This window comes from Actinacidiphila sp. bgisy144, from assembly GCF_057708105.1.
The window spans coordinates 1-25418 of sequence record NZ_JBYIRM010000045.1 but is presented as its reverse complement, the minus strand read 5'-3'; the positions used below and the strand labels follow the sequence as shown (position 1 = coordinate 25418).

The window sequence follows — 25418 nt, the reverse complement described above, 5'->3', positions numbered from 1 at the left end:
GCAGGATGGGGTCATGTCCAGTCCGTCCGCTCCGTCCGGCCCTCCGTCCGATCCGTCCAGCAGCCTCGACTCCTTCTCCCCCGCGACGCGCGCGTGGTTCAGGGGAGCGTTTCGCGAGCCCACCGCGGCCCAGGCAGGCGCGTGGTCCGCCATCGCGGCGGACTCCGACGTCCTGGTCGTGGCGCCCACCGGCTCGGGCAAGACCCTGGCCGCGTTCCTGGCCGCGCTGGACCGGCTGGCCGCCACCCCGCCGCCGGCGGAGGCCCGCCGCCGCTGCCGGGTGCTGTACGTGTCGCCGATGAAGGCGCTCGCGGTGGACGTGGAGCGCAATCTGCGCAGCCCGCTGGCCGGCCTGAGGCAGGAGTCCGTGCGGCTCGGACTGCCCGAGCCGGAGGTGCGGGTCGGCATCCGCTCCGGTGACACGCCCGCGGCCGAGCGCCGTTCGCTGGCCACCCGCCCGCCGGACATCCTCATCACGACCCCCGAGTCGCTCTTCCTCATGCTCACCTCGGCCGCGCGGGAGGCCCTCAGCGGGGTCGAGACGGTGATCGTGGACGAGGTGCACGCAGTCGCGGGCACCAAGCGCGGCGCCCATCTGGCGCTCTCCCTGGAGCGGTTGGACCGGTTGCTGGACCGGCCGGCCCGCCGGATCGGGTTGTCCGCCACGGTCCGTCCGGTGGACGAGGTGGCCCGTTTCCTCTCCCCGCAGCGCCGGGTCGCGATCGTGCAGCCGCCGTCCCAGAAGCGGTTCGAGCTGTCGGTGGTGGTGCCGGTGGAGGACCTGGGCGAGCTGGGCGGTTCGCCGGTGATGGACGCCGCGGAGCACACCGGCCCGGCCGCGGGCGCCGCGCAGCGGCCGTCGATCTGGCCGCATGTCGAGGAGCGCATCGCCGACCTGGTGCAGGCGCACCGCTCCACGATCGTCTTCGCCAACTCCCGGCGCCTGGCCGAGCGGTTGTGCAACCGGCTCAACGAGATCGGCCAGGAGCGCGCCGAGGGCGGGCAACTGCCCGAGGCGCACTCCCCCGCGCAGGTCATGGCGCAGTCGGGTGCCGCCAAGGGCGCGCCCGCGGTGCTGGCCCGCGCGCACCACGGCTCGGTGTCCAAGGAGCAGCGGGCGCAGGTGGAGGAGGATCTCAAAGCCGGGCGGCTGCCCGCCGTGGTCGCCACGTCGAGCCTGGAGCTGGGGATCGACATGGGCGCGGTCGACCTGGTGGTGCAGGTGGAGTCGCCGCCGTCGGTCGCGTCGGGGTTGCAGCGGGTGGGCCGGGCCGGCCACCAGGTGGGGGCGGTGTCCACCGGGGTGGTCTTCCCGAAGTACCGCGGCGACCTGGTGCAGTCCGCGGTGGTCACCGAGCGGATGCGGGAGGGGGCCATCGAGTCGCTGCGGGTCCCGTCCAATCCGCTGGATGTGCTGGCTCAGCAGATCGTGGCGATGACCGCCCTGGACACCTGGGACGTGGACGAGTTGCTCGCCCTGGTCCGGCGGGCGGCGCCGTTCGCGTCGCTGCCGCACTCCGCGTACACCGCGGTGCTGGACATGCTGGCGGGCCGCTATCCGTCGGACGCGTTCGCGGAGCTGCGTCCCCGTCTGGTGTGGGACCGGGTGGCCAACACCCTCACCGGCCGGCCGGGCGCCCAGCGGCTGGCGGTCACTTCCGGCGGGACCATCCCGGACCGTGGGCTGTTCGGGGTCTTCCTGGCGGGGGCGGACCCGAAGAAGGGCGGTGGCCGGGTCGGGGAGCTGGACGAGGAGATGGTGTACGAGTCCCGGGTGGGCGACGTGTTCACCCTGGGCACCACGTCGTGGCGGATCGAGGACATCACCCGCGACCGGGTCCTGGTCTCCCCCGCCCCCGGAGTGCCGGGGCGGCTGCCCTTCTGGAAGGGCGACCAGCTGGGGCGGCCGCTGGAACTGGGCCGGGCCCTGGGCCGGTGGCTGCGGGAGGTCGGCGCGCTGTCCGACGAGGCGGCCCGGCAGCGGTTGGGGGCGGCCGGACTGGACCCGTGGGCGATCGGCAACGTCCTGTCGTACCTCGCGGAGCAGCGGCAGGTGTGCGGGCACGTCCCGGACGACCGCACCATCGTCGTGGAGCGGTTCCGGGACGAGCTGGGCGACTGGCGGGTGATCATCCACTCCCCGTTCGGCGCCCAGGTGCACGCGCCGTGGGCGCTCGCGCTGGGCGCCCGGCTCCAGGAGCGCTACGGACTGGACGCGCAGGCCATGCACGCCGACGACGGGATCGTGCTGCGCCTGCCGGACGCCGACCTGATGGGCCTGGACCTGCTGGACACCGATCCGATGGCGGGGGGCGCGGAGTTCGATCCGGAGCAGTCGCCGGTGGGCGCGGGCGACGTGGCCTTCGACAAGGGCGAGGTCGAGCAGCTGGTGACGGACCAGGTGGGCGGGTCGGCGCTGTTCGCTTCGCGGTTCCGGGAGTGCGCGGCGCGGGCGCTGCTGCTGCCGCGCCGCAGCCCCGGCCGGCGGACACCGCTGTGGCAGCAGCGGCAGCGGGCGTCGCAACTGCTCCAGGTGGCGTCGGAGTTCGGGTCGTTCCCGATCGTGCTGGAGGCGATCCGCGAGTGCCTCCAGGACGTGTTCGACGTGCCGGGCCTGGTGGAGCTGATGGGCGACATCGAGGCGCGGCGGGTCCGGCTGGTGGAGGTGACCACGCAGGAACCGTCCCCGTTCGCCCGCTCGCTCCTGTTCGGCTATGTCGCGCAGTTCCTCTACGAGGGCGACTCACCGCTCGCCGAACGCCGGGCGGCCGCACTGTCGTTGGACTCGCGGTTGCTCGCGGAGCTGCTGGGGCAGGCAGAGCTGCGCGAGTTGCTCGACCCGGACGTGCTGGCCGATCTGGACAGCGAGTTGCAGTGGCTCACCGAGGACCGCCGGGTCAAGGACGCGGAGGGGGTCGCGGACCTGTTGCGGGTGCTCGGCCCGCTGACGGGCACCGAGTTGGCGGTGCGGGGGGCGGAGGAGCAGTGGGCGGCCGAGCTGGAGGCGGCCAGGCGCGCGATCCGGGTGCGGATCGCCGGGGAGGAGCACTGGGCGGCGGTGGAGGACGCCGGGCGGCTGCGGGACGCGTTGGGCACCGCGCTGCCGGTGGGTGTGCCGGTGGCGTTCACCGAGCCGGTCAAGGACCCGCTGGGAGACCTGCTGGCGCGGTACGCGCGCACGCACGGCCCGTTCACCAGTGGCGAGGCGGCGGCGCGGTTCGGGCTGGGCGGGGCCGTGGCGGACGGCACGCTGCACCGGCTGGCGGCGGCGGGGCGGCTGGCGCAGGGCGAGTTCCGTCCCGGCGGGGCCGGCCAGGAGTGGTGCGACGCGGGGGTGCTGCGCAGGCTCCGGCGCCGTTCCCTCGCCGCGCTGCGGCAGGAGTTGGAACCGGTGCCCCCGGCCACGCTCGGGGTGTTCCTGCCCCAGTGGCAGCATGTCGGCACCCATGGTCTGCGGGGCATGGACGGGCTCGCGCGGGCGGTGGAGCAGTTGCAGGGCGCGGCGGTGCCGGCGTCGGCACTGGAGAAGCTGGTGCTGCCGTCCCGGGTGGCGGGCTACACCCCGGCGATGCTGGACGAGTTGACGGCGTCCGGCGAGGTGCTGTGGGCCGGGGCGGGGCCGCTGCCCGGCAAGGACGGTTGGGTCTCGCTGTATTTGTCCGAAAGTGCGCCCTTGTTGCTGCCGCAGCCGCAGCCGTTGGAGTTGACGGAGCTGCACACGGCGGTCCTCAGCGCGCTGTCCGGCGGGTACGGCCTGTTCTTCCGGCAGATCGGGGAGCAGGTGCGGGCCGCCGGGCTGTCGGCGAGCGATCCGGAACTGGCCGACGCGGTATGGGACCTGGCCTGGTCGGGACGGCTGACGAATGACACGCTCGCCCCGCTGCGGGCTCTGCTCGGCTCGGGCCGCACTGCGGGGGCGACCGCGCACCGGGCACCGCGTTCGGTGCCGCGCGGCCGGTACAGCGCGCTCGCCTCGGCCCGCTCCCCGCGCGCCACCGCCTCCCGGTCCGGGCCGCCCACCACCGCGGGCCGCTGGTCCCTGGTTCCCACGCCCGAGGCCGATCCGACCCTGCGGGCGCACGCGCTGACCCACACCCTGCTGGACCGGCACGGCGTGATCACCCGGGGCGCGGTGGCGGCCGAGGGGGTGGCGGGCGGCTTCTCGGCGGCGTACCGGGTGCTGGCGGCGTTCGAGGAGACCGGGCAGGCCCGGCGGGGCTATGTGGTCGAGGGGTTGGGCGCGGCGCAGTTCGCGATGGACGGGGCGGTGGACCGGCTGCGCGCGCTGAACACCGCGCGGGAACGGCAGGAGGGACATCCCGACCAGTCCCGCACCGTGGTCCTGGCCGCCGCGGACCCCGCCAATCCGTACGGCGCCGCGCTGCCGTGGCCGGAGCAGCCGGCGGGCGTCTCCCACAAACCCGGGCGCAAGGCGGGCGCCCTGGTGGTGCTCACCGACGGCGAGCTGACCCTCTATGTGGAGCGCGGCGGCAAGACCCTGCTGGCCTGGCCGCTGGACGAGATACGGGTCGCGGCCGCGGCGGACGCCCTCGCGCTCGCGGTCCGGGAAGGTGCGCTGGGCCGGGTGACGGTGGAGCGGGCCAACGGCGAGTCGGCGCTGACCTCGCCGTTGGGCCGGGCCCTGGAAGCTGCGGGCTTCCACGCCACCCCCCGCGGGCTGCGGCTGCGGGAGAGTCGCTAGCGGGGCCCGCCCCGGCCCGGGCGCGCCCAGCTCCCCTCGGCCCAGCTCCCCTCGGCTCGGCTCCCCTGCACTCCGCTCGGAACACGGGTTCCCGCGTCCCAGGCATCATGGAGGGGTGCCCGAAGGAGACACGGTCTGGCTGACCGCCCACCGGCTGCACGCGGCGCTGGCCGGGCAGCCGCTCGTGCGGGCGGACCTGCGCGTGCCGAAGCTGGCGACCGTGGACCTGGTCGGACGGCAGGTACTGGAGGTGGTGGCGCGCGGCAAGCACCTGATGGCGCGGCTCGAGGGCGGCATGACGCTGCACAGCCATCTGCGGATGGAGGGGGCGTGGCATGTGTACGGGGCCGGGGAGCGCTGGCGGGGCGGCCCGGTGCACCAGGTGCGGGCGGTGCTCGGGACGGCCGGGCGGGTCGCGGTGGGTTACCGGCTGCCGGTGCTGGAGCTGCTGCGTACCGAGGCGGAGGGCGAGGCGGTCGGCCACCTCGGGCCGGACCTGCTCGGGCCGGACTGGGACGCGGCCGAGGCGGCCGCCCGGCTGGTGGCGGACCCGGACCGCCCGCTCGGCGAGGCGCTGCTGGACCAGCGGAACCTCGCCGGGGTCGGCAATGTCTACGTCGCCGAGCTGTGCTTCCTACGCGGGGTGACACCCTGGACACCGGTCCGGGACGTGCCGGCGCCGGAGCGGCTGGTGGCGCTGGCCCGGCGGCTGCTGGTGGCGAACAGGGCACGCCCCGGCCATGTGACGACCGGGGACACCCGGCGCGGGCGCACCCACTGGGTCTACGGGCGGGAGCACCAGCCGTGCCTGCGGTGCGGCACTCCGATCAGGTCGGCCCGGCACGGGTCGCAGGCGAAGTCGCAGGATCGGGTCGCCTACTGGTGCCCGCGCTGCCAGCGCGGCCCCGCACCAGGTCAGAGCCCTGGTACGGGGTCCGTACCGCCCGGAGGCTGACCGCCGGGCGGACCGTGGCCCGCCGCCGCGGGGGCGGTGGGCGGCTTGGCGCGACGCCGTACGGGCACCGCGTGCATCGGGATGAGCCCGAGGCTCCAGCCACCGGCGACGATCGCGGCGTGCAGACCGCCGGCCGGGCCGCCGGAGGCGCCGGGCCGCGGCAACCCGAACCGCAGGACCGCCAGCCACCACAGCGCCCCGCACGTGACGGCGAGCGCGGTGCGAACGCCCTTCCCGCGCCGGGCCCTGCCCACGCCCTCGGACCCGGCCCCGGCCCTGGCCCTGGCCCTGGCCCTGGCCCTGGCCCTGGCCCTGGCCCTGGCCGCCAGGGTCGCAGGCGCCATGTCCGGAGGCGGCGCGGCTATCGGCCCCGGGCCGAACCGCCGTCCCGACCGTGCCCGCGCCCTCGCCCGCCGCGTGCGGGTCTTCCGAGTGCCGTGCACGGCGCCTCAGACGTTCTCCGCCTGGAACATCCAGTGGAACTTCTCCAGGTCGGCGGTGATGCCGATGAGGATGTCCTGGGTCACCGGGTCCGGCTTGTCCGTGCTCTCGATGCGTTCACGCATCCGGGTGATGCAGGCGTCGAGGGCGGCGACCATGATCTCGACGACCTCGCTGTCCTTGACCCACCCGTCGGTGACCGTGTCGATGCCGCTGGTCTTGGCGACGCTGCCGGCACGGCCGTCGGGGCTCACCCCGATCGCCGAGGCGCGCTCGGCGACGGTGTCGGAGGCGGTGCGGGCGGCATCCACCACGTCGTCGAGCTGGAGGTGGATGGAGCGGAAGCGGGGACCGATGACGTTCCAGTGCACCTGCTTCGCCAGGAGCGACAGGTCGATCAGGTCCACCAGGGCACCCTGGAGGGCGTCACCGACGGTCTTGCGGTCCTGCTCGGCCAGCGGGCTCTTCACGACAGTCATGCGCTTGTCTCCTCGCGGATCGACGCGTTGGGGTCTGGCTGATCCCGTTCCGACCCTCTTCGCCTACCCTGCATCCCCGCACCACACATGGCAAAAGACAGCGCCCCGGCCGGCCCCGCCCACAAGCACCTGCAAGCACCTGCAAGCACTCGCAAGCAGCCGCACGCACGCCCCCGAAAACGCGCGAAGCCCCGCCCCGGGACACTGACGTCCCGGGCGGGGCCCACGCGAAGAGCTCGAAGAGCTTCTAGGCGGCGACGACGTCCACGGCTTCCGCGGACTTCTTCGGCGCCTTGATGGTGATCCGTTCGTCCGGCGCGGACGGCACGGCCGTGACGGAGGTGACGGACGTGACCGCACCCAGCAGCGGCCGCATCGGCGCGGCCGGGGTCTCGGCGGCCGCGGACTGTGCCAGCTCCGCGAGCGACAGGTCGTCGCTGACCTCGCGCATCACCTCGGACATCGGCACGTCCAAGGCGTCGCAGATCGCCGAGAGCAGTTCGGAGGACGCTTCCTTCTGCCCCCGCTCGACCTCGGAGAGATAGCCCAGGGACACCCGGGCCGACGACGAGACCTCACGCAGAGTGCGGCCCTGGCGCTGGCGCTGCCGACGCAGCACGTCACCCAACAGGCGACGGAGCAGGATCATCGGTGGCTCCCTCCTCGGACCGCGGATCCGCAACCTTCTCGCCCCACCGTACCGCCTCGGGCACCGCCCGTGCGGGGAGCGAAGACGTGTTCACTCAGGGCTGCAAACATCACTTCCCCCCGTCTTCTTCCCTATCCTTGGCCGCCGATACTCGTACCGGGACCGTTACGTGTGCCCGTTGGGCCCTTGCCGTCCTGCTGTCCTTCGGCCGGGGCCGCGGTGGACTCCGGACCCGCAACCGTACTCCTCCGGAGTTCTCCGGTGAGCAGTTCCAGGACAGCCGCCACCGACGCCTGCCGGATCGCGCCGCGGTCGCCGTCGAGCAGGAGCGGCGCGACGACGGTGCCGTGCGGCCCCGCGGCGGCGACGAAGACGGTGCCGACCGGCTGCCCGTCCTGCGGGGTCGGGCCCGCGACGCCGGTGGTCGACACACCCCAGTCGGCGCCGAGCCGGTCGCGTACGCCCTCGGCCATCGCGCGCGCCACGCCGGCGTCCACCGCGCCCCGTTCGGCGAGCAGGCCGGCGTCGACGCCGAGGAGTTCGTGCTTCAGTTCGGTCGCGTACGCCGTGACGGAGCCACGGAACGCCTGCGAGGCCCCCGGCACCGCGGCCAGCTCGGCGGCCACCAGACCGCCGGTGAGCGACTCCGCGACCGCGAGCGTCGCCGAGCGGCCCACGAGCAGCCGCAGCGCCTCACGCGCCGCCTCAGCCGCTTTCCCGGCCCCGCCGGGCGGCCCGCCCGGGTGCCCGGCGCTCACACGCCCTGCCGGCGCTCGCGTTCGGCCCCGGACTCCGCGGCCCCATCGGCTGCTGCCTCCGCCGAACCCTCCGCCGAACCGCCGGCCGATCCCCCGGCCGAACCCTGCGCTTTTGCCCGCGCCGCCAGCCCGGCCCGCCGCAGCACCACCGCCTGCCGGACGTAGTCCGCGCCGGTCGCCACCGTCAGCACCACCGCGACCGCCATGATCCAGGCCCGGATGCTGGCCAGCGGACCGGTGAGCACCAGGACGTACATGCCGACGGCGACGCCCTGCGTGAGCGTCTTGAGCTTGCCGCCGCGGCTGGCCGGGATGACGCCGTGCCGGATCACCCAGAAACGCATGAGGGTGATGCCGAGTTCACGGAAAAGGATGACCCCGGTGACCCACCACGGCAGGTCGCCGAGTGCGGACAGCCCGACCAGCGCCGCACCCATGATCGCCTTGTCCGCGATCGGGTCGGCGATCTTGCCGAAGTCGGTGACCAGGCCGTAGCGCCGGGCCAGTTCGCCGTCGAAGAGGTCGGTGATCATGGCGATGGCGAAGGCGGCCCAGGCGAAGGAGCGCCAGGCGGGGTCGTGCCCGTCGTCGTGCACCAGCAGCAGGACGAACCCGGGGACCAGCACGAGCCGGGACATCGTCAGCAGGTTCGCGACGTTCCACAGCCCGGCCTGCCCGGCTGTCCGCCGTGCTGCCCCGGTCCGCCCGGCGCCGTCGGCCACGGTCGCCCCGGCCGCTCCGCCGACGCTCCCGCCGGCGATCCGCGCCCCGGTGGAGGCCCCGCTCCGCCCACTGCCGCCGCCGGCACCCGCCGCGGCCGGTTGCGCCGCGGCAGCCGCCCGAAGTCGCGGCGGCGTGGGCTCGGCGCCTCCGCTCATCTGCGCACTCCCTCGGAACACTCCGTGCCCTGCGCACCGGACGCACCGGCCAATTCGGGCAGCACTTCGGCGATCAGGTCCACGCCCTCGGTGCCCGTCACCTTCGCGGTCACGAACGTCCCGGGCGCCGGCCGCCACACCCCGCCGGAAGCCCCAACGCCCGCCGCACCGGCGGCGTTCCCGGCGGGCGGCAGCAGGATCACCTGGCCGTCGGTCTCCGGGGCCTGGTGGTCGGCGCGTCCGGTGGTCTCGCCGGTCTCCTCGTCGTAGGACTCGACGAGGACCCGGACGGTGGAGCCGAGCCGCTCCTCGGCGCGCTGCGCGGTGAGTTCCTCCGCCAGCCGGGAGACCCGCGCGAGCCGGGCGGCGACCACGTCCTCGTCGAGCTTGTGCGCGAAGCCGGCGGCCTCGGTGCCCTCCTCGTCGGAGTAGCCGAACACGCCGATGGCGTCGAGCCGCGCCTCGCTGAGGAAACGCTCCAGCTCGGCGAGGTCCTCCTCGCTCTCGCCGGGGAAGCCGACGATGAAGTTGGAGCGGACCCCGGCCTCGGGCGCCTTCGACCGGATCGTGTGCAGCAGTTCGAGGAAGCGTTCGGTGTCGCCGAAGCGGCGCATGGCGCGCAGCACGCCCGGCGCGGAGTGCTGGAACGACAGGTCGAAGTACGGCACCACGCCCGGGGTGCCGGTCATCACGTCGATGAGCCCGGGCCGCATCTCGGCGGGCTGGAGGTAGCTGATCCGCACCCGCTCCACGCCCTCGACGGCGGCCAGTTCCGGCAGCAGCGACTCCAGCAGGCGGATGTCGCCGAGGTCCTTGCCGTAGGAGGTGTTGTTCTCGCTGACGAGCATGACCTCCTTCACGCCCTGCCCGGCCAGCCAGCGGGTCTCGCCGAGCACGTCGGAGGGGCGCCGGGAGATGAACGAGCCGCGGAAGGACGGGATCGCGCAGAACGTGCAGCGGCGGTCGCAGCCGGAGGCGAGCTTCACGGACGCGACCGGTCCCGAGTCGAGCCGCCGGCGCAGCGGGGCGCGCGGTCCTGACGCGGGCGCGACGCCCTCGGGCAGGTCCGGCACGTCCCGGACGCCGCCTTGTTCGGCAAGCGCGCCGCCTCTGCTCCCGTCGGCCCCGTCGCTCCCGCCGGCCGCGTGGCCCCCGTCCGCCCCAGCCGCGCCCTGGCCGTGCCCGGGCAGCGCCACCGCGCCGCGCGCGCCCTCGCCGCCGGCACCGGAGACCGCGCGCTGCCGCTCCGCGGGGCTGACCGGCAGCAGCTTGCGCCGGTCGCGCGGGGTGTGGGGGGCGTGGATGCCGCCGCCGAGGATGGTGCGCAGCCGGTCGGAGATGTCGGCGTAGTCGTCGAAGCCGAGGACGCCGTCGGCCTCCGGCAGCGCCTCGGCGAGGTCCTTGCCGTACCGCTCGGCCATGCAGCCCACCGCCACGACCGCCTGGGTGCGGCCCTGTGCCTTGAGGTCGTTGGCCTCCAGCAGGGCGTCGACCGAGTCCTTCTTGGCGGCGTCGACGAAGCCGCAGGTGTTCACCACGGCCACGTCGGCGTCGGCGGCGTCCTCGACGAGCCGCCAGCCGTCCGCCGCCAGCCGTCCGGCGAGCTCCTCCGAGTCCACCTCATTGCGGGCGCAGCCGAGCGTGACAAGGGCGACGGTACGGGGTTCGGGCATAGGGACCAGACTACCCGGTGGCCTGTCAGGGGCTTCGCCGCGCGGTCGGCCGAACGCAGGTCCGCCTGCTGCCCGCGCGCGGGCGGGCGCCCCAGGTGGGGCCGCCCGCGGGCCCCGGGGACCTGGCCGGTCTCAGCCCTGCGTCGGGTCGCCCGGCGTGTACGTCAGCCGTACGACCTGTCCCTTGTCGCCGGCGGGGCCCAGGTCCTTGCCGTTGACGAAGAGCTGGACCGCGCCCGCGTTGCCGACGATCAGCTTGATCTTCTTGTCGTCGGTCCAGGTCTTGGATTCGCCCTCCTTGAGGGACGCCTGGAAGAGCTGCTTGCCGGTGCCGTCGGTGGCCTGGATCCAGCTCGCGCCGCCCTGCGCGGTCACCTTGACCGTGACCTTCCCGGGCGGTGCTTCGGCGATGGCGCTGCCGGTGTCGGTCGGCTGCGGGTTGGTGGGCGCGCCGTTGCCCTGGGGCGCGGATGTCGTCGTCGCGGGGGCGGTGGGCGAGGCGGTGGCGCTCGTGGTGGACTCGGCGGTGGACTTCCCGCTGCCGCCGCTGCCGCTGACCGCGGTGTACCCGACGAAGCCGATGACGGCCACGATCGCGGCGACCATGGCGGCGGTCCAGTTCGGGCGGCGCGGCTCGGACTTGATGCGCTCCGCCTCGTACAGCGGTGCGACCGGGGGCGGCGCGGAGTCGGTGTCGTGGTCGGCGGCGTACTGGGCGACCAGCGGGTCGGGGCCGAGTCCCACCGCGCGGGCGACGGCGCGGATGTGGCCGCGGGCGTAGACGTCGCCGCCGCAGCGGGAGAAGTCGTCCTGCTCGATCGCCTGGAGGATCGGCACCCGCACCCGGGTGGCGGTACTGACCTCGTCAACGGTCAGTCCCGCCTCGGTACGGGCCTGGGCGAGGGCGCGGCCGACCGAAGGACGGTCGGCGGGGGGCGAGTTGCCGATGGACACGAGGGCGCCTTTCGAGCGTGCAGCCGCCTGCTGGAAGGTCAGTCTAGGGGCGGTACGAATCACCGGGGCAGGTGGTCTGGGGGTTGGGGCCGCGCCCGCGGGCAGGTGGGGTGTCCGCGGGACGACGGTCGTCCGGCCTGTACAGCTTGACGCGTGGACCGGAGAAACGGTTGCCCTTGAACGTGCCCCGACTCGGCCGGGATCACACGTGCCACGACTCCACTTGTGTGACGAATGGTACGCACGTCCGGGTGCGTCCGCGGGTAGCACCGCCCGGCGGCCCGCGACGCCCGCGGCGGGGTGCCGCCGGGGCGTCTCAGGCCGGTGCGTCGCCGCCGCGGATGACCGCCAGCACCCCGTCCAGCTCGTCGCCCTTGACCAGCACGTCGCGTGCCTTGGAGCCCTCGCTCGGGCCGACGATGCCGCGCGACTCCATCAGGTCCATCAGTCGCCCGGCCTTGGCGAAGCCCACCCGCAGCTTGCGCTGGAGCATCGAGGTGGAGCCGAACTGCGTGGAGACCACCAGTTCGGCCGCCTGGCACAGCAGGTCCAGGTCGTCGCCGATGTCCTCGTCGATCTCCTTCTTGGGGCCGCTGCCGACGGTGACGTCGCTGCGGTAGGTCGGGGTGAGCTGCGCCTTGCAGTGCTCGACCACCTTGGCGATCTCGTCCTCGGTGACGAACGCGCCCTGCATCCGGATCGGCTTGTTCGCGCCCATCGGCAGGAACAGCCCGTCGCCCTTGCCGATGAGCTTCTCCGCGCCGGGCTGGTCGAGGATGACCCGGCTGTCGGCGAGGGAGGAGGTGGCGAAGGCGAGCCGGGAGGGCACGTTGGCCTTGATCAGGCCGGTGACGACGTCGACGCTCGGCCGCTGGGTGGCCAGCACCAGGTGGATGCCGGCGGCGCGGGCGAGCTGGGTGATGCGGACGATGGAGTCCTCCACGTCGCGCGGCGCGACCATCATCAGGTCGGCCAGCTCGTCCACGATCACCAGCAGGTAGGGGTACGGGGTCAGTTCCCGTTCGCTGCCCTCGGGGGTCTTGGCCTTGCCCGAGCGCACCGCCGCGTTGAAGTCGTCGATGTGCCGGAAGCCGTACGCGGCGAGGTCGTCGTAGCGCAGGTCCATCTCGCGCACCACCCACTGGAGGGCCTCGGCGGCGCGCTTGGGGTTGGTGATGATCGGCGTGATCAGGTGCGGGATGCCCTCGTAGGCGGTCAGCTCCACCCGCTTGGGGTCGACCAGCACCATCCGCACCTCGTCCGGGGTGGCCCGGCACATCACGGAGGTGATCAGGCAGTTGATGCAGGAGGACTTGCCGGAGCCGGTGGCGCCGGCGACCAGGACGTGCGGCATCTTCGTGAGGTTGGCGACGACGTAGCCGCCTTCGACGTCCTTGCCGAGCGCGACGGTCATCGGGTGGTCCTCGCCGGCGGCGTCGGCCGAGCGCAGCAGGTCGCCGACGTTGACCATCTCGCGGTCGCTGTTGGGGATCTCGATGCCGACCGCGGACTTGCCGGGGATCGGGCTGATGATCCGCACATCGGGGCTGGCCACGGAGTAGGCGATGTTCTTGGCGAGCGCGGTGATCCGCTCCACCTTCACCGCGGCGCCCAGCTCGACCTCGTACCGGGTGACCGTCGGGCCGCGGGTGAAGCCGGTGACGACCGCGTCGACCTTGAACTCCTTGAACACCTGGGTCAGCGAGGCGACGACCGCGTCATTGGCCGCGCTCCTGGTGCGGCCGGGGCCGCCGCGCTCCAGCAGGTCCAGGGAGGGCAGGGCGTAGGTGATGTCGCCGGACAGCTGGAGCTGCTCGGCACGCGGCGGCAGCGGAGGCTCGCCGTCGGTGCGGTCCGGCGCCTTGGTCAGGTCGGGTACGGAGCCGGCGGTGTCCTGGCCGCCGGTGTCATCGGCGCGGGCGGCGGGCACCGGCTTCGTGAGCCGGCTGGTGAGGTCGGCGACGAGCGGGGAGGGCTGCACACCGTGCAGCACCGCGCCGTCCAGGGCCGCGGCCGCCGCGGCGGCGACGTCCACCGGGTCGAGGTCGAGGTCCTCGCCCTTGGCCGCGGGCGCAGGCTCGGCACGCTTGCGGGACCTACGGCGCGGCTTGTCCTGCTCCTGAGGGCCGGGCCCGCCCATGCCCGAGCCGGCCTCGTCGCCGTCACGCTCTATGTCGTACGGGTCGGCGTCGGCGCCCTGGCCGGCGCGGGACTTCGTCAGGCGGGCGGGCACCCGGCGCACCGGGGAGTCGTCCTCGTCCGCGCCGGCGGAGAACCCGGAGGCGGTGTCCGCGCCGTCGTCGAAGAAGTCCTCGAGCGGAATCGCGTCGGGGTCCGGCGGCGGCGCGTACAGGCCCACCCGGACACCGGCGGCCCGCAGCCGCTGCGGGATGGCGTTGACCGGGGTGGCGGTGACCACCAGCAGCCCGAAGACGGTGATCAGCACGAGCAGCGCCGCGGCGAGCGCGGAGCCGACCGTGTAGTGCAGGGGCGCGGCCGCGGCCCAGCCGATCAGGCCGCCGGCGTCGCGCAGCGCCTGGGCGCCGTCGGCGCGGGACGGCGCGCCGCAGCCGATGTCGATCAGGCCGAGCACGCCGAGCACCAGAGCGGACAGGCCGATCACGATCCGGCCGTTGGCCTCGGGCTGCTCGGGGTGGCGCATCAGCCGGACGGCGACCGCGCCGACCAGGAACGGCACCAGCAGGTCCAGCCGCCCGAAGGAGCCGGTGACCAGCAGCGCGACCAGGTCGCCGACCGGGCCGTCGAGGTTGGACCAGGTGCCGGCGGCGACCACCAGGGTCACGCCGAGCAGCAGCAGCGCCACGCCGTCCTTGCGGTGGGCCGGGTCCAGGCCGCGCGCACCGCGCCCTATGCCGCGGAAGATCGCGCCGACGCCGTGGGCGATGCCCAGCCACACCGCGCGCACCAGCCGGTACAGGCCGCCGGTGGGTGAGGGCGCGGCCGCGGGCGCGGGTCTGGCCGCCGCGGCCTTCTTGGCGGGCGGTCGGGCGGCAGCGCTCTTGGCCGCGGTCTTGGCCGCGGGCTTCTTCGCCGCTGCCTTCTTGGCCGGAGGCCGCGCCGCGGCTTTCTTGGCGGTGCCGGACGTACGGGGGGCCATGGGCCGAGGTTACCGCCCTTGTGATCGAGTGACACGCCTGCACGGGGATACGCCCGTTCGTGTCGGAACACGCCGGGCACCGGGTTGACGCCGCGTCACGTGCCGGGCGCGTCCGGCGTTGCGGGCGGCCGGTGCGCGGGCGGGCGGTGCGCGGGCGGCGGGCCGGGGCGTCCTGGCCCGCGGCCGCCCGCGCCGCCGCCTCAGCCGCTGTGCTGCCGGCCCAACTCGCCGCCGCCGCCCGGGCCGCTGGGGTCCAGCGCGTCCAACGCCCGGCGCAGCCCGGTGAGTTTGCGCTCCAGGTGGGCGGCCGTGGCGACCGCCGCGGCGTCCGCGCTGCCGTCGAGCTGCTTGCCGAGCGCCTCGGCCTGCTCCTCCACGGCGGCCAGCCGCGCGGACAGCTCCGCGAGCAGGCCGACGGACTCCTTCGCGCCGGCGGCACCGGCCGCCTCGACCGCGGCGCCGGACGGCGCGCCCTGCTCCAACTGCAGCCGCAGCAGCGCCGCCTGCTCGCGCAGCTGGCAGTTCTTCATGTACAGGTCCACGAACACCGAGACCTTGGCGCGCAGCACCCACGGGTCGAACGGCTTGGAGATGTAGTCCACCGCGCCCGCCGCGTAGCCGCGGAAGGTGTGGTGCGGGCCGTGGTTGATCGCGGTGAGGAAGATGATCGGGATGTCCCGGGTGCGCTCCCGCCGCTTGATGTGTGCCGCGGTCTCGAACCCGTCCATGCCCGGCATCTGGACATCGAGCAGGATCACCGCGAAGTCGTCGGTCAGCAGCGCCTTGAGCGCTTCCTCCCCTGACGATGCACGGACCAGGGTCTGGTCCAGCGCCGAGAGGATCGCCTCCAGCGCCAGCAGATTCTCCGGCCGGTCATCGACCAGGAGGATCTTGGCCTTTTGCACCACGCCATGCCCTCCTCGCCCCGGCTTGGGGCCTCCCCGACTCGCAACGCCGACGGAAGCGCCGATCGCCGCCCCCGGGGGCAGCAATGTCCCGCCGCCCGTCCTTGTGCCGGTCATGGTAGTCGCACCCTGCCGGTCGCCACACCCTGTCACCGCCACGTCACTGAGCACATAACGGAAACGCAAGCGGAGACCGTAAGGTTCCCAGATCCCGGGCGACTCACACCTCACTTGAGTGCTCAAGTCGGCAAAATATTCAGCCATCTTCGCGCAAAGTCGATCATCGGACGGCGCCCGGCCGCCCGCCGGCGGCTCACCGGGCGTGCATCCAGTCCGCCATGAGCGCCAGCAGGTGGTCGGTGTCCACCGGCTTGGTCACGTAGTCCGACGCGCCCGACTCGATCGCCTTCTCCCGGTCGCCCTTCATCGCCTTCGCGGTGAGCGCGATGATCGGCAGCCCCGCGAACTGCGGCATCTTGCGGATCGCCGCGGTCGTCGCGTACCCGTCCATCTCCGGCATCATGATGTCCATCAGCACCACGGCGATGTCGTCGTACTGCTCCAGGACGTCGATGCCCTCGCGGCCGTTCTCCGCGTACAGCACCGTCAGCCCGTACTGCTCCAGCACGCTGGTGAGCGCGAAGACGTTGCGGATGTCGTCGTCGACGATGAGGACCTTCTCGCCGCTGAAACCGCCGCTGAAGGCCGGGTACGGGCCCCCGTGCGCCGTCTCGCGCGCCGCGGTGTCCGCGTCGGCCTCAGCGCCTCCCGGAGCGCCCGCCCGGCCGTTCGCAGCGGCACCCGAGCCACCCGTCACACCCGACCCGTTCGCCGCGCCGGACCCGCCGGACCCGCCGGACCCGCCGGACCCGCCGTACCCGGACCGCCCGGCCCCGCCGTCGCCGCTGCCCGCGCCGTTCCCGCCCTGCTCCGGCCGGGTCGGGCCGGGCGCGGGCTGCGCGGAGCGGCGGCGCAGCCGGGCCAGGCTGCTGCCGGGGCTGCGGGTACGGCCCTGCGCCCGCTGCTCGCCCTCCAAGTCCTCACCGTCGCCGATCGACGGCTGCGGCTGCACCGGCAGCGTGTCGCCGAGGCTCAGCGGCAGGTACAGCGTGAACGTCGAGCCGCGGCCCGGCTGGCTGTCGGCGTGGATCTCACCGCCCAGCAGGCGCGCGATCTCCCGGCTGATCGACAGCCCCAGACCGGTGCCGCCGTACTTGCGGCTGGTGGTGCCGTCGGCCTGCTTGAACGCCTCGAAGATCACCAGCATCTTGCTCGCCGCGATACCGATGCCGGTGTCGGACACCGAGAACGCGATCAGCGGCTGGTCGGGGTCGCGCAGCGTGCCCGCCTCCAGCAGCTGCTCCCGGATCGACTGCGGCGCGTCCGGCCCGGCCGGCCGGATCATCAGCTCCACCGACCCGGAGTCGGTGAACTTCACCGCGTTCGACAGCAGGTTGCGCAGCACCTGGAGCAGCCGCTGCTCGTCGGTGTGCAAGGTGGCCGGCAGCTCCGGCGAGACCCGCACCGAGAAGTCCAGGCCCTTCTCCGCCGTCAGCGGCCGGAACGTCGCCTCCACGTAGTCCACCAGCTGCACCAGGGCGATCCGGGTCGGCGAGACGTCCATCTTGCCCGCCTCGACCTTCGTCAGGTCCAGGATGTCGTTGATCAGCTCCAGCAGGTCGGAGCCGGCGCCGTGGATGGTCTCGGCGAACTCCACCTGCTTCGGCGAGAGGTTGGCGTCCGCGTTGTCCGCCAGCAGCTTGGCGAGGATCAGCAGCGAGTTCAGCGGCGTCCGCAGCTCGTGCGACATGTTCGCCAGGAACTCCGACTTGTAGCGCATCGACACCGCGAGCTGCTCGGCGCGCTCCTCCAGGACCTGCCGGGCCTCCTCGATCTCGGTGTTCTTCACCTCGATCGCGCTGTTCTGCTCCGCCAGCAGCTCGGCCTTCTCCTCCAGCTCCTCGTTGGACCGCTGCAACGCCCGCTGCCGGTTCTCCAACTCGTCCGAGCGCTCCTGGAGTTGCTCGGTCAGCTCCTGCGACTGCTTGAGCAGCCCCTCGGTCTTGGTGTTCACCGAGATCGTGTTGACGCTGATCGCGATGATGTCGGTGATCTGGTCGAGGAAGTCCTTCTGGATCTGCGTGAACGGCTGGAACGCGGCCAGCTCGATCACCCCCAGCACCCGCCCCTCGAAGAGCACCGGCAGCACGATCACATGGGCCGGCGGCGCCTCGCCCAGCCCCGAGACGATCTTCAGGTATCCCGGCGGCGCCTGCTCGATCAGGATCGAGCGCTTCTCCACCGCCGCCTGCCCGATCAGCCCCTCGCCCGGCAGGAACACCGACGACATCGTGCGCCGCGAGAAGCCGTAACTGCCGATCAGCGCCAGCTCGTACTCCTCACCGGACTCCGCGGTGTCCCGCGCGAGGAAGAACGCGCCGTGCTGCGCCGACACCACCGGCGTCAGCTCGCTCATGATCAGCGCCGCCACGTCGCGCAGGTCGCGCCGCCCCTGCATCAGACCGGAGATCCGGGCCAGGTTGCCCTTGAGCCAGTCCTGCTCCTTGTTGGCGAGCGTCGTCTCGCGCAGGCGCACGATCATCGTGTTGATGTAGTCCTGGAGCTCCAGGATCTCCCCGGCCGCGTCCACGTCGATCCGCAGGTTCAGATCGCCGCGGGTCACCGCCGTGGCCACCTGCGCGATGTTGCGCACCTGCGAGGTCAGGTTGTTGGCCATCAGGTTCACCGACTCGGTGAGGTCCTTCCAGATCCCCGACACGCCCGGCACCCGCGCCTGCCCGCCCAGCCGCCCCTCGGTACCCACCTCGCGGGCGACCCGCGTCACCTCGTCACCGAACGCCGACAGCTGCCCGACCATGGTGTTGATCGTGGTCTTCAGCTCCAGGATCTCGCCGCGCGCGTCCACGTCGATCTTCTTCGACAGGTCACCGCGCGCCACCGCCGTCGTCACCTGCGCGATCTGCCGCACCTGACCGGTCAGGTTGGACGCCATCCCGTTGACGGACTCCGTCAGGTCCTTCCAGGTGCCCGCGACCCCCGGCACCCGCGCCTGGCCGCCGAGGATGCCCTCGGTACCCACCTCGCGCGCCACCCGGGTGACCTCGTCACCGAACGCCGACAGCGTGTCCACCATCGTGTTGATGGTGTTCTTCAGCTCCAGGATCTCGCCCCGGGCGTCCACGTCGATCTTCTTCGTCAGGTCGCCGTTGGCGACCGCCGTGGCCACCGAGGAGATCGACCGCACCTGCGACGTCAGGTTCGACGCCATGCCGTTCACCGAGTCGGTCAGGTCCTTCCAGATGCCCGACGCGTCACGCACCCGCGCCTGACCGCCCAACTGGCCCTCGGTACCCACCTCGCGCGCCACCCGGGTGACCTCGTCACCGAACGCCGACAGCGTGTCCACCATCGTGTTCACCGTCGTCACCAGCGCGAGGATCTCGCCCTTCGCGTCGACCGTGATCTTCCGCGACAGGTCCCCCGCCGCCACCGCCGACGTCACATCGGCGATGTTGCGCACCTGGGAGGTCAGGTTGTTCGCCATGAAGTTGACCGACTGCGTCAGGTCCTTCCACGTACCGCTGACGCCCTTGACCTCCGCCTGGCCGCCCAGAATGCCCTCGGTACCCACCTCACGGGCCACCCTGGTCACCTGCTCCGCGAACGACGACAGCTGGTCCACCATCGTGTTCAGGGTGTTCTTCAGCTCCAGGATCTCGCCCTTGGCGTCCACGTCGATCTTCTGCGACAGATCACCGCGCGCCACCGCCGTCGCGACCTGGGCGATGTTGCGCACCTGGCCGGTCAGGTTGCCGGCCATGAAGTTCACCGAGTCCGTCAGGTCCCGCCACACACCGGCCACACCCGGCACCTGCGCCTGACCGCCCAGCCGCCCGTCCGTACCCACCTCACGGGCCACCCTGGTGACCTGCTCCGCGAACGACGACAGCTGGTCCACCATCGTGTTGATGGTGTTCTTCAGCTCCAGGATCTCGCCCCGCGCGTCCACGTCGATCTTCTGCGACAGGTCACCGCGCGCCACCGCCGTCGTCACCTGCGCGATCTGCCGCACCTGCGACGTCAGGTTGCCCGCCATGAAGTTGACGGAGTCCGTCAGGTCCTTCCAGGTACCCGACACCCCGTCCACCCGGGCCTGACCGCCCAGCCGCCCCTCGGTCCCCACGTCCCGCGCCATCCGCGTGACCTGCTGCGAGAACGAACTCAGCTGGTCCACCATGGTGTTCACGGTGTTCTTCAACTCCAGCATCTCGCCGGAGACATCCACCGTCACCTTCTGCGACAGATCACCGTTCGCGACCGCCGTCGTCACCTGCGCGATGTTCCGCACCTGGGCCGTCAGGTTCCGGAACGCGTTGTTGACGGAGTCCGTCAGGTCCTTCCACGTCCCCGCCGCACCCGACACCTGCGCCTGGCCGCCCAACTGGCCCTCGACACCGACCTCGCGCGCGACCCGCGTCACCTCGTCACCGAACGCCGACAGCTGGTCCACCATCGTGTTCACGGTGTTCTTCAACTCCAGCATCTCGCCGGAGACGTCCACCGTCACCTTCTGCGACAGATCACCACCGGCCACCGCCGTCGTCACCTGCGCGATGTCCCGCACCTGCGCCGTAAGGTTCCGGAACGCGGTGTTCACCGAATCCGTCAGGTCCTTCCAGGTGCCCGCCACCCCCGGCACCTGCGCCTGACCGCCGAGCTGGCCCTCCGCGCCGATCTCCCCCGCGACCCGCGTCACCTCGTCGGCGAACGTCCGCAGCGTCTCCGTCATCGCGTTGATCGTCTCGGCCAGCTGCGCGACCTCGCCCCGCGCCCCGATGGTGATCTTCTGCGTCAGATCGCCGTTGGCGACCGCCGTCGTCACCTGCGCGATGTCCCGCACCTGAGCGGTCAGATTGCCCGCCATCAGGTTCACCGAGTCCGTCAGGTCCTTCCAGACCCCGGCCACCCCCGGCACCTGCGCCTGGCCGCCCAGCTCACCCTCGGTGCCCACCTCACGCGCCACCCGCGTCACCTCGGACGAGAACGACGAGAGCTGGTCCACCATCGTGTTGACGGTGTTCTTCAGCTCCAGCATCTCGCCCGCGACATGCACCGTCACCTTGCGCGACAGGTCACCCTTCGCGACCGCCGTCGTCACCAGCGCGATGTCCCGCACCTGCGCCGTCAACCGGTACGCCATCGTGTTGACCGAGTCCGTCAGGTCCTTCCAGGACCCGGACACGCCCCGCACCCGCGCCTGCCCGCCGAGCTTGCCCTCGGTGCCGACCTCGCTCGCCACCCGCGTCACCTCGTCGGTGAACGCCGACAACTGGTCCACCAGGCCGTTGACCGTCCGGCCCACCTTCAGGAACTCCCCGCGCAGCGGATGCGCCGACCCGTCCGCGTTCTGCGCCCGCAGGTCCATCCGCTGCTCGAGATCGCCCTCGGCCACCGCCGACAGCACCCGCCCGACCTCCGACACCGGCCGCACCAGGTCGTCCACCAGCGCGTTCGACGCCTCGATCGCCGCCGCCCACGCACCCTCCGACGGCCCCGTCTCCAGCCGCTCGGTCAGCTTCCCGTCCCGGCCCACCACCCGCCGCACCCGCGCCAGCTCACCGGTGAGGTGCTGGTTACGGTCCGCGACCTCGTTGAAGACCACCGCGATCTCCGCCAGCGGCCCGTCCCCCGACACCGGCAGCCGCTTGCGGAAGTTCCCGTCCCGCATCGCCGACAGCGCCCCCAGCAGCTTGGTGAGCGCCGCCGAGTCCACCTCGACGGTCCCACCCCCACGGGATCGCCCGTTCTTCGTACGCGTGACCGTGGCCCGCGCCGACGCGCCAGACTCCACCGTGTGCCTCCCGGAGGGTCGACCGACCCGCAGATGAGCAAGCTTGCAACCTTCAGAACATGCCCAGTGTTTCACTACGGCCCACCCCTCCCATAACAGTTCGGCCGCATCCGCGGAACTGCGACCACGATCGGGGTGGAAACACGGGTAACCGGCGCACACACGGTCGGTGCGGGTAGGTAACGTGAACGGTGCTGCCCAGCCGGAAGGTCCAGCCTCCCGACGGGCGCACACGCAGGGGAGCCGCCGAGTGACGTTCCAGCAACCCGGAAACGCCCCGGCAGCCGCGGGCGCCCCGCCCGCCCGGACACGAACCATGAGGAGATCGGTGATCACGGCGCGTGCAGCGGCCACCTTCGAACCGGTGGGACGGTCCGTCGCGATCGCCCGCGCCTTCGTCCGCGACACCCTCCACGGCTGGGGCTTCGCCGACGTGGTCGACGACGCCGTCGTCCTGACCAGCGAACTGGTCACCAACGCGGTCGTCCACGCCGGCACCGCCGCCGACGTGCAGTGCCTGCGGTACGACACCGCCGTCCGCGTCGAGGTCGCCGACCACTACCCCGAGCGCGAAGTCCCCATGCAGACCCGCGGCCGCCAGTTCCGCGAGACCGACAACGAAGGCGGCCGCGGCCTGCTGCTCTGCTCCGCCCTGGCCAGCCGCTGGGGCGTGGAGTACTCCGCCGCCGGCAAGTACGTCTGGTTCCAGCTCGAACTGCCCCAGCGCCCCACCGGCACCCGCTCCGCCGGCCCGGTCCTGCCCACCGCCAGCCTCCCCGTCGCCGACGAGAGCGTCCGCGTCGCCGTCGTCCAGGTCGACCGCGCGGGCACCATCACCCGCTGGAACGACGACGCCACCGACCTGTTCGGCCACACCGCCGCCGACATCGTCGGCAAGTCCCTCGCCGACCTCGCCGCCTGGCCGCAGACCCCCGGCACCGGCATCGGCCTCGCCGACGCCCTCCAGCTCTCCCGCTGGGAAGGCACCTACGGCCTGCGCGACGCCGGCGGCCGCGTCCTGCCCGTCTACGGCTCCCACCTGCGCGTCCGCGACACCGCCGGCGAACCCTCCACCGTCTGCCTGCTGGTCCGCGCCGAGGAGCGCGCCGTCCTCCAGACACCTAACCGCGGCAGCCACGGCACCGACCCCCACGCCTCCCAGCGCGGCAAGGCCACCGACGCCTTCGAGGTCTTCATCGGCTCCCCCGCCCCCGACGACCTCGACGGCCTCCTCCAGCGCACCGTGGAACGCGCCCGCGACATGCTCGACGGCGACGCCGCCTACCTGCTGCTGGCCACCGACGACGAGACCGAACTCGAAGTGCGCGCCTCCACCGGCCTGCCCTCCGCCCGCCAGCGCTTCGCCCGCGTCCCCGTCGAAGCCGGCACCGGCCGCTACGGCAGCGCCCGCATGCCCGCCGTCCACGAGGACCTCACCGCCGTACCCGGCGCCGTACCACTGCTGTCCGGCACCGGCATGCGCTCGGTCGTCACCGTCCCGCTCAAGGTCGAAGGCCGCCTCACCGGCTCCCTCGGCGTCGCCGCCGAAGCCCCCGGCCGCTACAGCAACCAGGAGGCCCTGCGCCTCCAGTTCGCCGCCGACCGGATCGCCCTGGCCGTCGAGAGCGCCCGCCTCACCGAACTCGAACGGCTCCGCCGCGGCTCGCTGTCCTTCCTCGTCGAAGCCTCCGACCTGCTCGCCGGCACCCTCGAACGCGACCAGACCCTGGCCCTCATGGCCCAGATGACCGTGCCCACCCTCGCCAGCTGGTGCGCCGTCTACACCATCGCCGAGCAGTCCGAACCCGAACTCGCCTTCGTCCTCCACGAGGACGAGGACCGCATCGACGGCATCAAGGCCCTCCTCCAGCAGGTCCGACCGCCCGAGCCCGACCCCACCCCCGGCGCCCGGATCTGGACCGCGCCCTCCGACGCCGCCCACTCCAGCGCCCTGCGCGCCTCCCTGCGCAGCCTCGGCGTCGGCACCACCCCCGGCGCCCGCTCCACCACCACCCCGGGCGTCGCCCTGGCCACCGCCGCCGCCGTCGGCGGCGAAACGGTCGTGCTGCCTCTGGTCGCCCGCAACCGCGTGATCGGCATGCTCACCCTCGGCAAGCCCACCGACGAACGCTTCCGGCAGGAGATCCTCGAACTCGCCGAGGACCTCTCCCGCCGCGCCGCCCTCGCCCTGGACAACGCCCGCCTCTACAGCGAGCGCACCGCCATCAGCCAGGCCCTCCAGCGCAGCCTGCTGCCGCCCGAGCTGCCCCACATCCCCGGCGTCGAGGTCGAGGTCGTCTACCGCGCCGCCGGCGAGGGCAACGAGGTCGGCGGCGACTTCTACGACCTCTTCCCGATCCGCGAGGGCTGCTGGGGCTTCGCCATCGGCGACGTCTGCGGCACCGGCCCCGAGGCCGCCGCCGTCACGGGGCTGGCCCGGCACGCCCTGCGCCTGCTCGCCCGCGAGGGCTTCGGCGGCCCCTCCGTCCTGCAACTCCTCAACGCCGCCATCCTCGACGAGGGCGCCCGCAGCCGCTTCCTGACCCTCCTGTACGGCGAGCTGTGGCCCCGCGAGGACGGCAGCGCCGAACTGCGCATGGTCTGCGCCGGGCACCCGCTGCCGCTGCGCCTGCGCCCCGACGGCAGCGTGGAACCCGCCGCGGAACCGCAGCCCCTGCTCGGTGTCATGGACGACCTCGACCTCTACGAGCAGTCCGTCACCCTCGACCCGGGCGACGTCCTGCTGTGTGTCACCGACGGCGTCACCGAGCGCCGCGAGGGCAGCCGCATGCTGGGCGACGACGGCCTCGCCGACGTCCTGGCCACGTGTACGGGCCTGACGGCCGGCGCGGTCGCCGCGCGCATCCAGCGGGCCGTGGAACGCTTCGCCGCGGACGCGCCCTCCGACGACATGGCGATCCTCGCGATGCGGGTCCCCACGCTGCCGACGCCCTGACCTTGGCGCGCTGACTCCGGCGCGCCGACTCCGGCGCGCACGGAAAAGGCCCCCGCCGAACGGCGGGGGCCTTTCCTTTTCGCAGAGCCCCAATACGGAATCGAACCGTAGACCTTCTCCTTACCATGGAGACGCTCTACCGACTGAGCTATTGGGGCGCGTCGATGGGAAGATCGTAGCCCATCGACGGCCGTGCGCGAAAACGGCCGTCGGACGATGGTCAGACGATCCCACCGAGCCGGTTGCAAACCGTCGCCATGTGGGTCAACTCACGCTGGGTCAGGGCCGAGTGGACCGGCAGCGACAGCGAATCGGCGGCCACCAGCTCGGTCTGCGGCAGTTCCGCCGGCGGGGCGGCCCGGTGCGCCGGCATCCGGTGCACCGGCACCGGTACGGCCAGGGTCGCGCGCACCCCGCGCACGGCGAGCGCCCGCAGGTAGGCGTCCCGGTCCGGCCGGCCATTGCCCGGCACCCGCACGGTGTACTGGTGGTAGAGATGATGCGCGCCAGGCTCGGTGTACGGCACCACGACCCCGGTGAGCGCGGAGTCCAGGAAGCGGGCGTGGGCCCGGCGGCGGGCGACGGCGCCGACGTCCTCGCTGCTCGGGGTCTCCTCGACCACCGCGAGCCCGTGCCGGCTCGCAAGGCCCTCCAGGCGGTCCATGGGGGCGGGGTGCCCGAAGACGTTCACCGGCAGCAGGGCGGCGGTGCGGGCGGTGACGCAGGCCGCCACGGACGCGGGGTCCACACAGAAGGTCCGGGGGTCGATGTCGGCGAACACGGGGGTGGCTCCGGCCAGCCGGGTCCCGTCGGCGGGCGCGCCGGGACCGTACGACGGCACGATGACCTCGTCGCCGCGGCCGATGCCGAGCGCTTTCAGGGTGTCGCGCACCGCGGTCGCGGTCATCTCGCAAGCGATCCCGGGCCGCCGTCCGGCAGTCGTCATCTGCTGCACGTCTCCACACCTCCGCCTGTCGGGGTGCCCAGGTTCCCGTTGCGACGTGAACATGAGGGTAACGAGCAGCAAAAAGGCCCCAACCCCCGGGACAAGCCTCGGGGGTTGGGGCCTTATTCAAAT

At 73.1% G+C, this 25418-nt stretch carries 13 protein-coding genes and 1 tRNA gene; 3 read left to right on the top strand and 11 right to left on the bottom strand.

Features of this window, described 5'->3' with window-relative positions; translation table 11 throughout:
* Window positions 1–13 precede the first annotated feature (13 nt).
* Entirely contained in the window at window positions 14–4702 is a 4689-nt protein-coding gene (locus AC3EVP_RS33805; protein WP_435136764.1) for an ATP-dependent helicase, read from the top strand.
* Between the two features lie 115 nt (window positions 4703–4817).
* Window positions 4818–5657 carry a DNA-formamidopyrimidine glycosylase family protein gene (locus AC3EVP_RS33800; RefSeq protein WP_435136761.1) on the top strand — a complete coding sequence of 280 codons (840 nt, stop codon included), beginning with the start codon at window positions 4818–4820 and terminating at the stop codon, window positions 5655–5657.
* 449 nt (window positions 5658–6106) lie between these two features.
* Here AC3EVP_RS33800 and AC3EVP_RS33795 read toward each other — a convergent pair whose 3' ends face one another.
* The 9 genes from AC3EVP_RS33795 to AC3EVP_RS33755 form a co-directional block, all read right to left on the bottom strand.
* Window positions 6107–6577, bottom strand: a complete 471-nt coding sequence (locus tag AC3EVP_RS33795; protein WP_335978877.1) for a Dps family protein — start codon at window positions 6575–6577, stop codon at window positions 6107–6109.
* Window positions 6578–6824: 247 nt separating this feature from the next.
* The gene (locus AC3EVP_RS33790; RefSeq protein WP_335978875.1) at window positions 6825–7226 is read right to left on the bottom strand and encodes a helix-turn-helix domain-containing protein; all 402 of its coding nucleotides are present in this window, start codon (window positions 7224–7226) and stop codon (window positions 6825–6827) included.
* Window positions 7227–7357: 131 nt separating this feature from the next.
* Window positions 7358–7984, bottom strand: a complete 627-nt coding sequence (locus AC3EVP_RS33785; protein WP_335978874.1) for a CinA family protein — start codon at window positions 7982–7984, stop codon at window positions 7358–7360.
* Window positions 7981–8862 carry a CDP-diacylglycerol--glycerol-3-phosphate 3-phosphatidyltransferase gene (pgsA, locus tag AC3EVP_RS33780; RefSeq protein ID WP_435136756.1) on the bottom strand — a complete coding sequence of 294 codons (882 nt, stop codon included), beginning with the start codon at window positions 8860–8862 and terminating at the stop codon, window positions 7981–7983. The genes AC3EVP_RS33785 and pgsA overlap by 4 nt, the downstream gene beginning before the upstream one ends.
* Entirely contained in the window at window positions 8859–10535 is a 1677-nt protein-coding gene (rimO, locus tag AC3EVP_RS33775; RefSeq protein WP_435136753.1) for a 30S ribosomal protein S12 methylthiotransferase RimO, read from the bottom strand. Before rimO ends, pgsA begins: the two co-directional genes overlap by 4 nt.
* Before the next feature lie 132 nt (window positions 10536–10667).
* The gene (locus AC3EVP_RS33770) at window positions 10668–11489 is read right to left on the bottom strand and encodes a helix-turn-helix domain-containing protein (protein WP_435136750.1); all 822 of its coding nucleotides are present in this window, start codon (window positions 11487–11489) and stop codon (window positions 10668–10670) included.
* Window positions 11490–11805: 316 nt separating this feature from the next.
* On the bottom strand, window positions 11806–14607 hold the full coding sequence (locus AC3EVP_RS33765) for a DNA translocase FtsK (protein WP_435136747.1): 2802 nt from the start codon (window positions 14605–14607) through the stop codon (window positions 11806–11808).
* A 200-nt stretch (window positions 14608–14807) separates the two neighbouring features.
* Entirely contained in the window at window positions 14808–15515 is a 708-nt protein-coding gene (locus AC3EVP_RS33760) for a response regulator (protein ID WP_335978864.1), read from the bottom strand.
* A gap of 310 nt (window positions 15516–15825) precedes the next feature.
* Complete coding sequence (locus AC3EVP_RS33755; protein WP_435136744.1) at window positions 15826–21384, bottom strand: hybrid sensor histidine kinase/response regulator; 5559 nt, start codon at window positions 21382–21384, stop codon at window positions 15826–15828.
* A gap of 328 nt (window positions 21385–21712) precedes the next feature.
* Here AC3EVP_RS33755 and AC3EVP_RS33750 point away from each other — a divergent pair, with 328 nt between their 5' ends.
* The gene (locus AC3EVP_RS33750; protein ID WP_335978860.1) at window positions 21713–24340 is read left to right on the top strand and encodes a SpoIIE family protein phosphatase; all 2628 of its coding nucleotides are present in this window, start codon (window positions 21713–21715) and stop codon (window positions 24338–24340) included.
* Between the two features lie 85 nt (window positions 24341–24425).
* On the opposite strand, the gene AC3EVP_RS33745 is transcribed toward AC3EVP_RS33750, so the two are convergent.
* A tRNA-Thr gene (locus AC3EVP_RS33745) sits at window positions 24426–24498 on the bottom strand.
* A 62-nt stretch (window positions 24499–24560) separates the two neighbouring features.
* Complete coding sequence (locus AC3EVP_RS33740; protein WP_435136740.1) at window positions 24561–25286, bottom strand: DegT/DnrJ/EryC1/StrS family aminotransferase; 726 nt, start codon at window positions 25284–25286, stop codon at window positions 24561–24563.
* Between the last annotated feature and the right edge of the window lie 132 nt (window positions 25287–25418).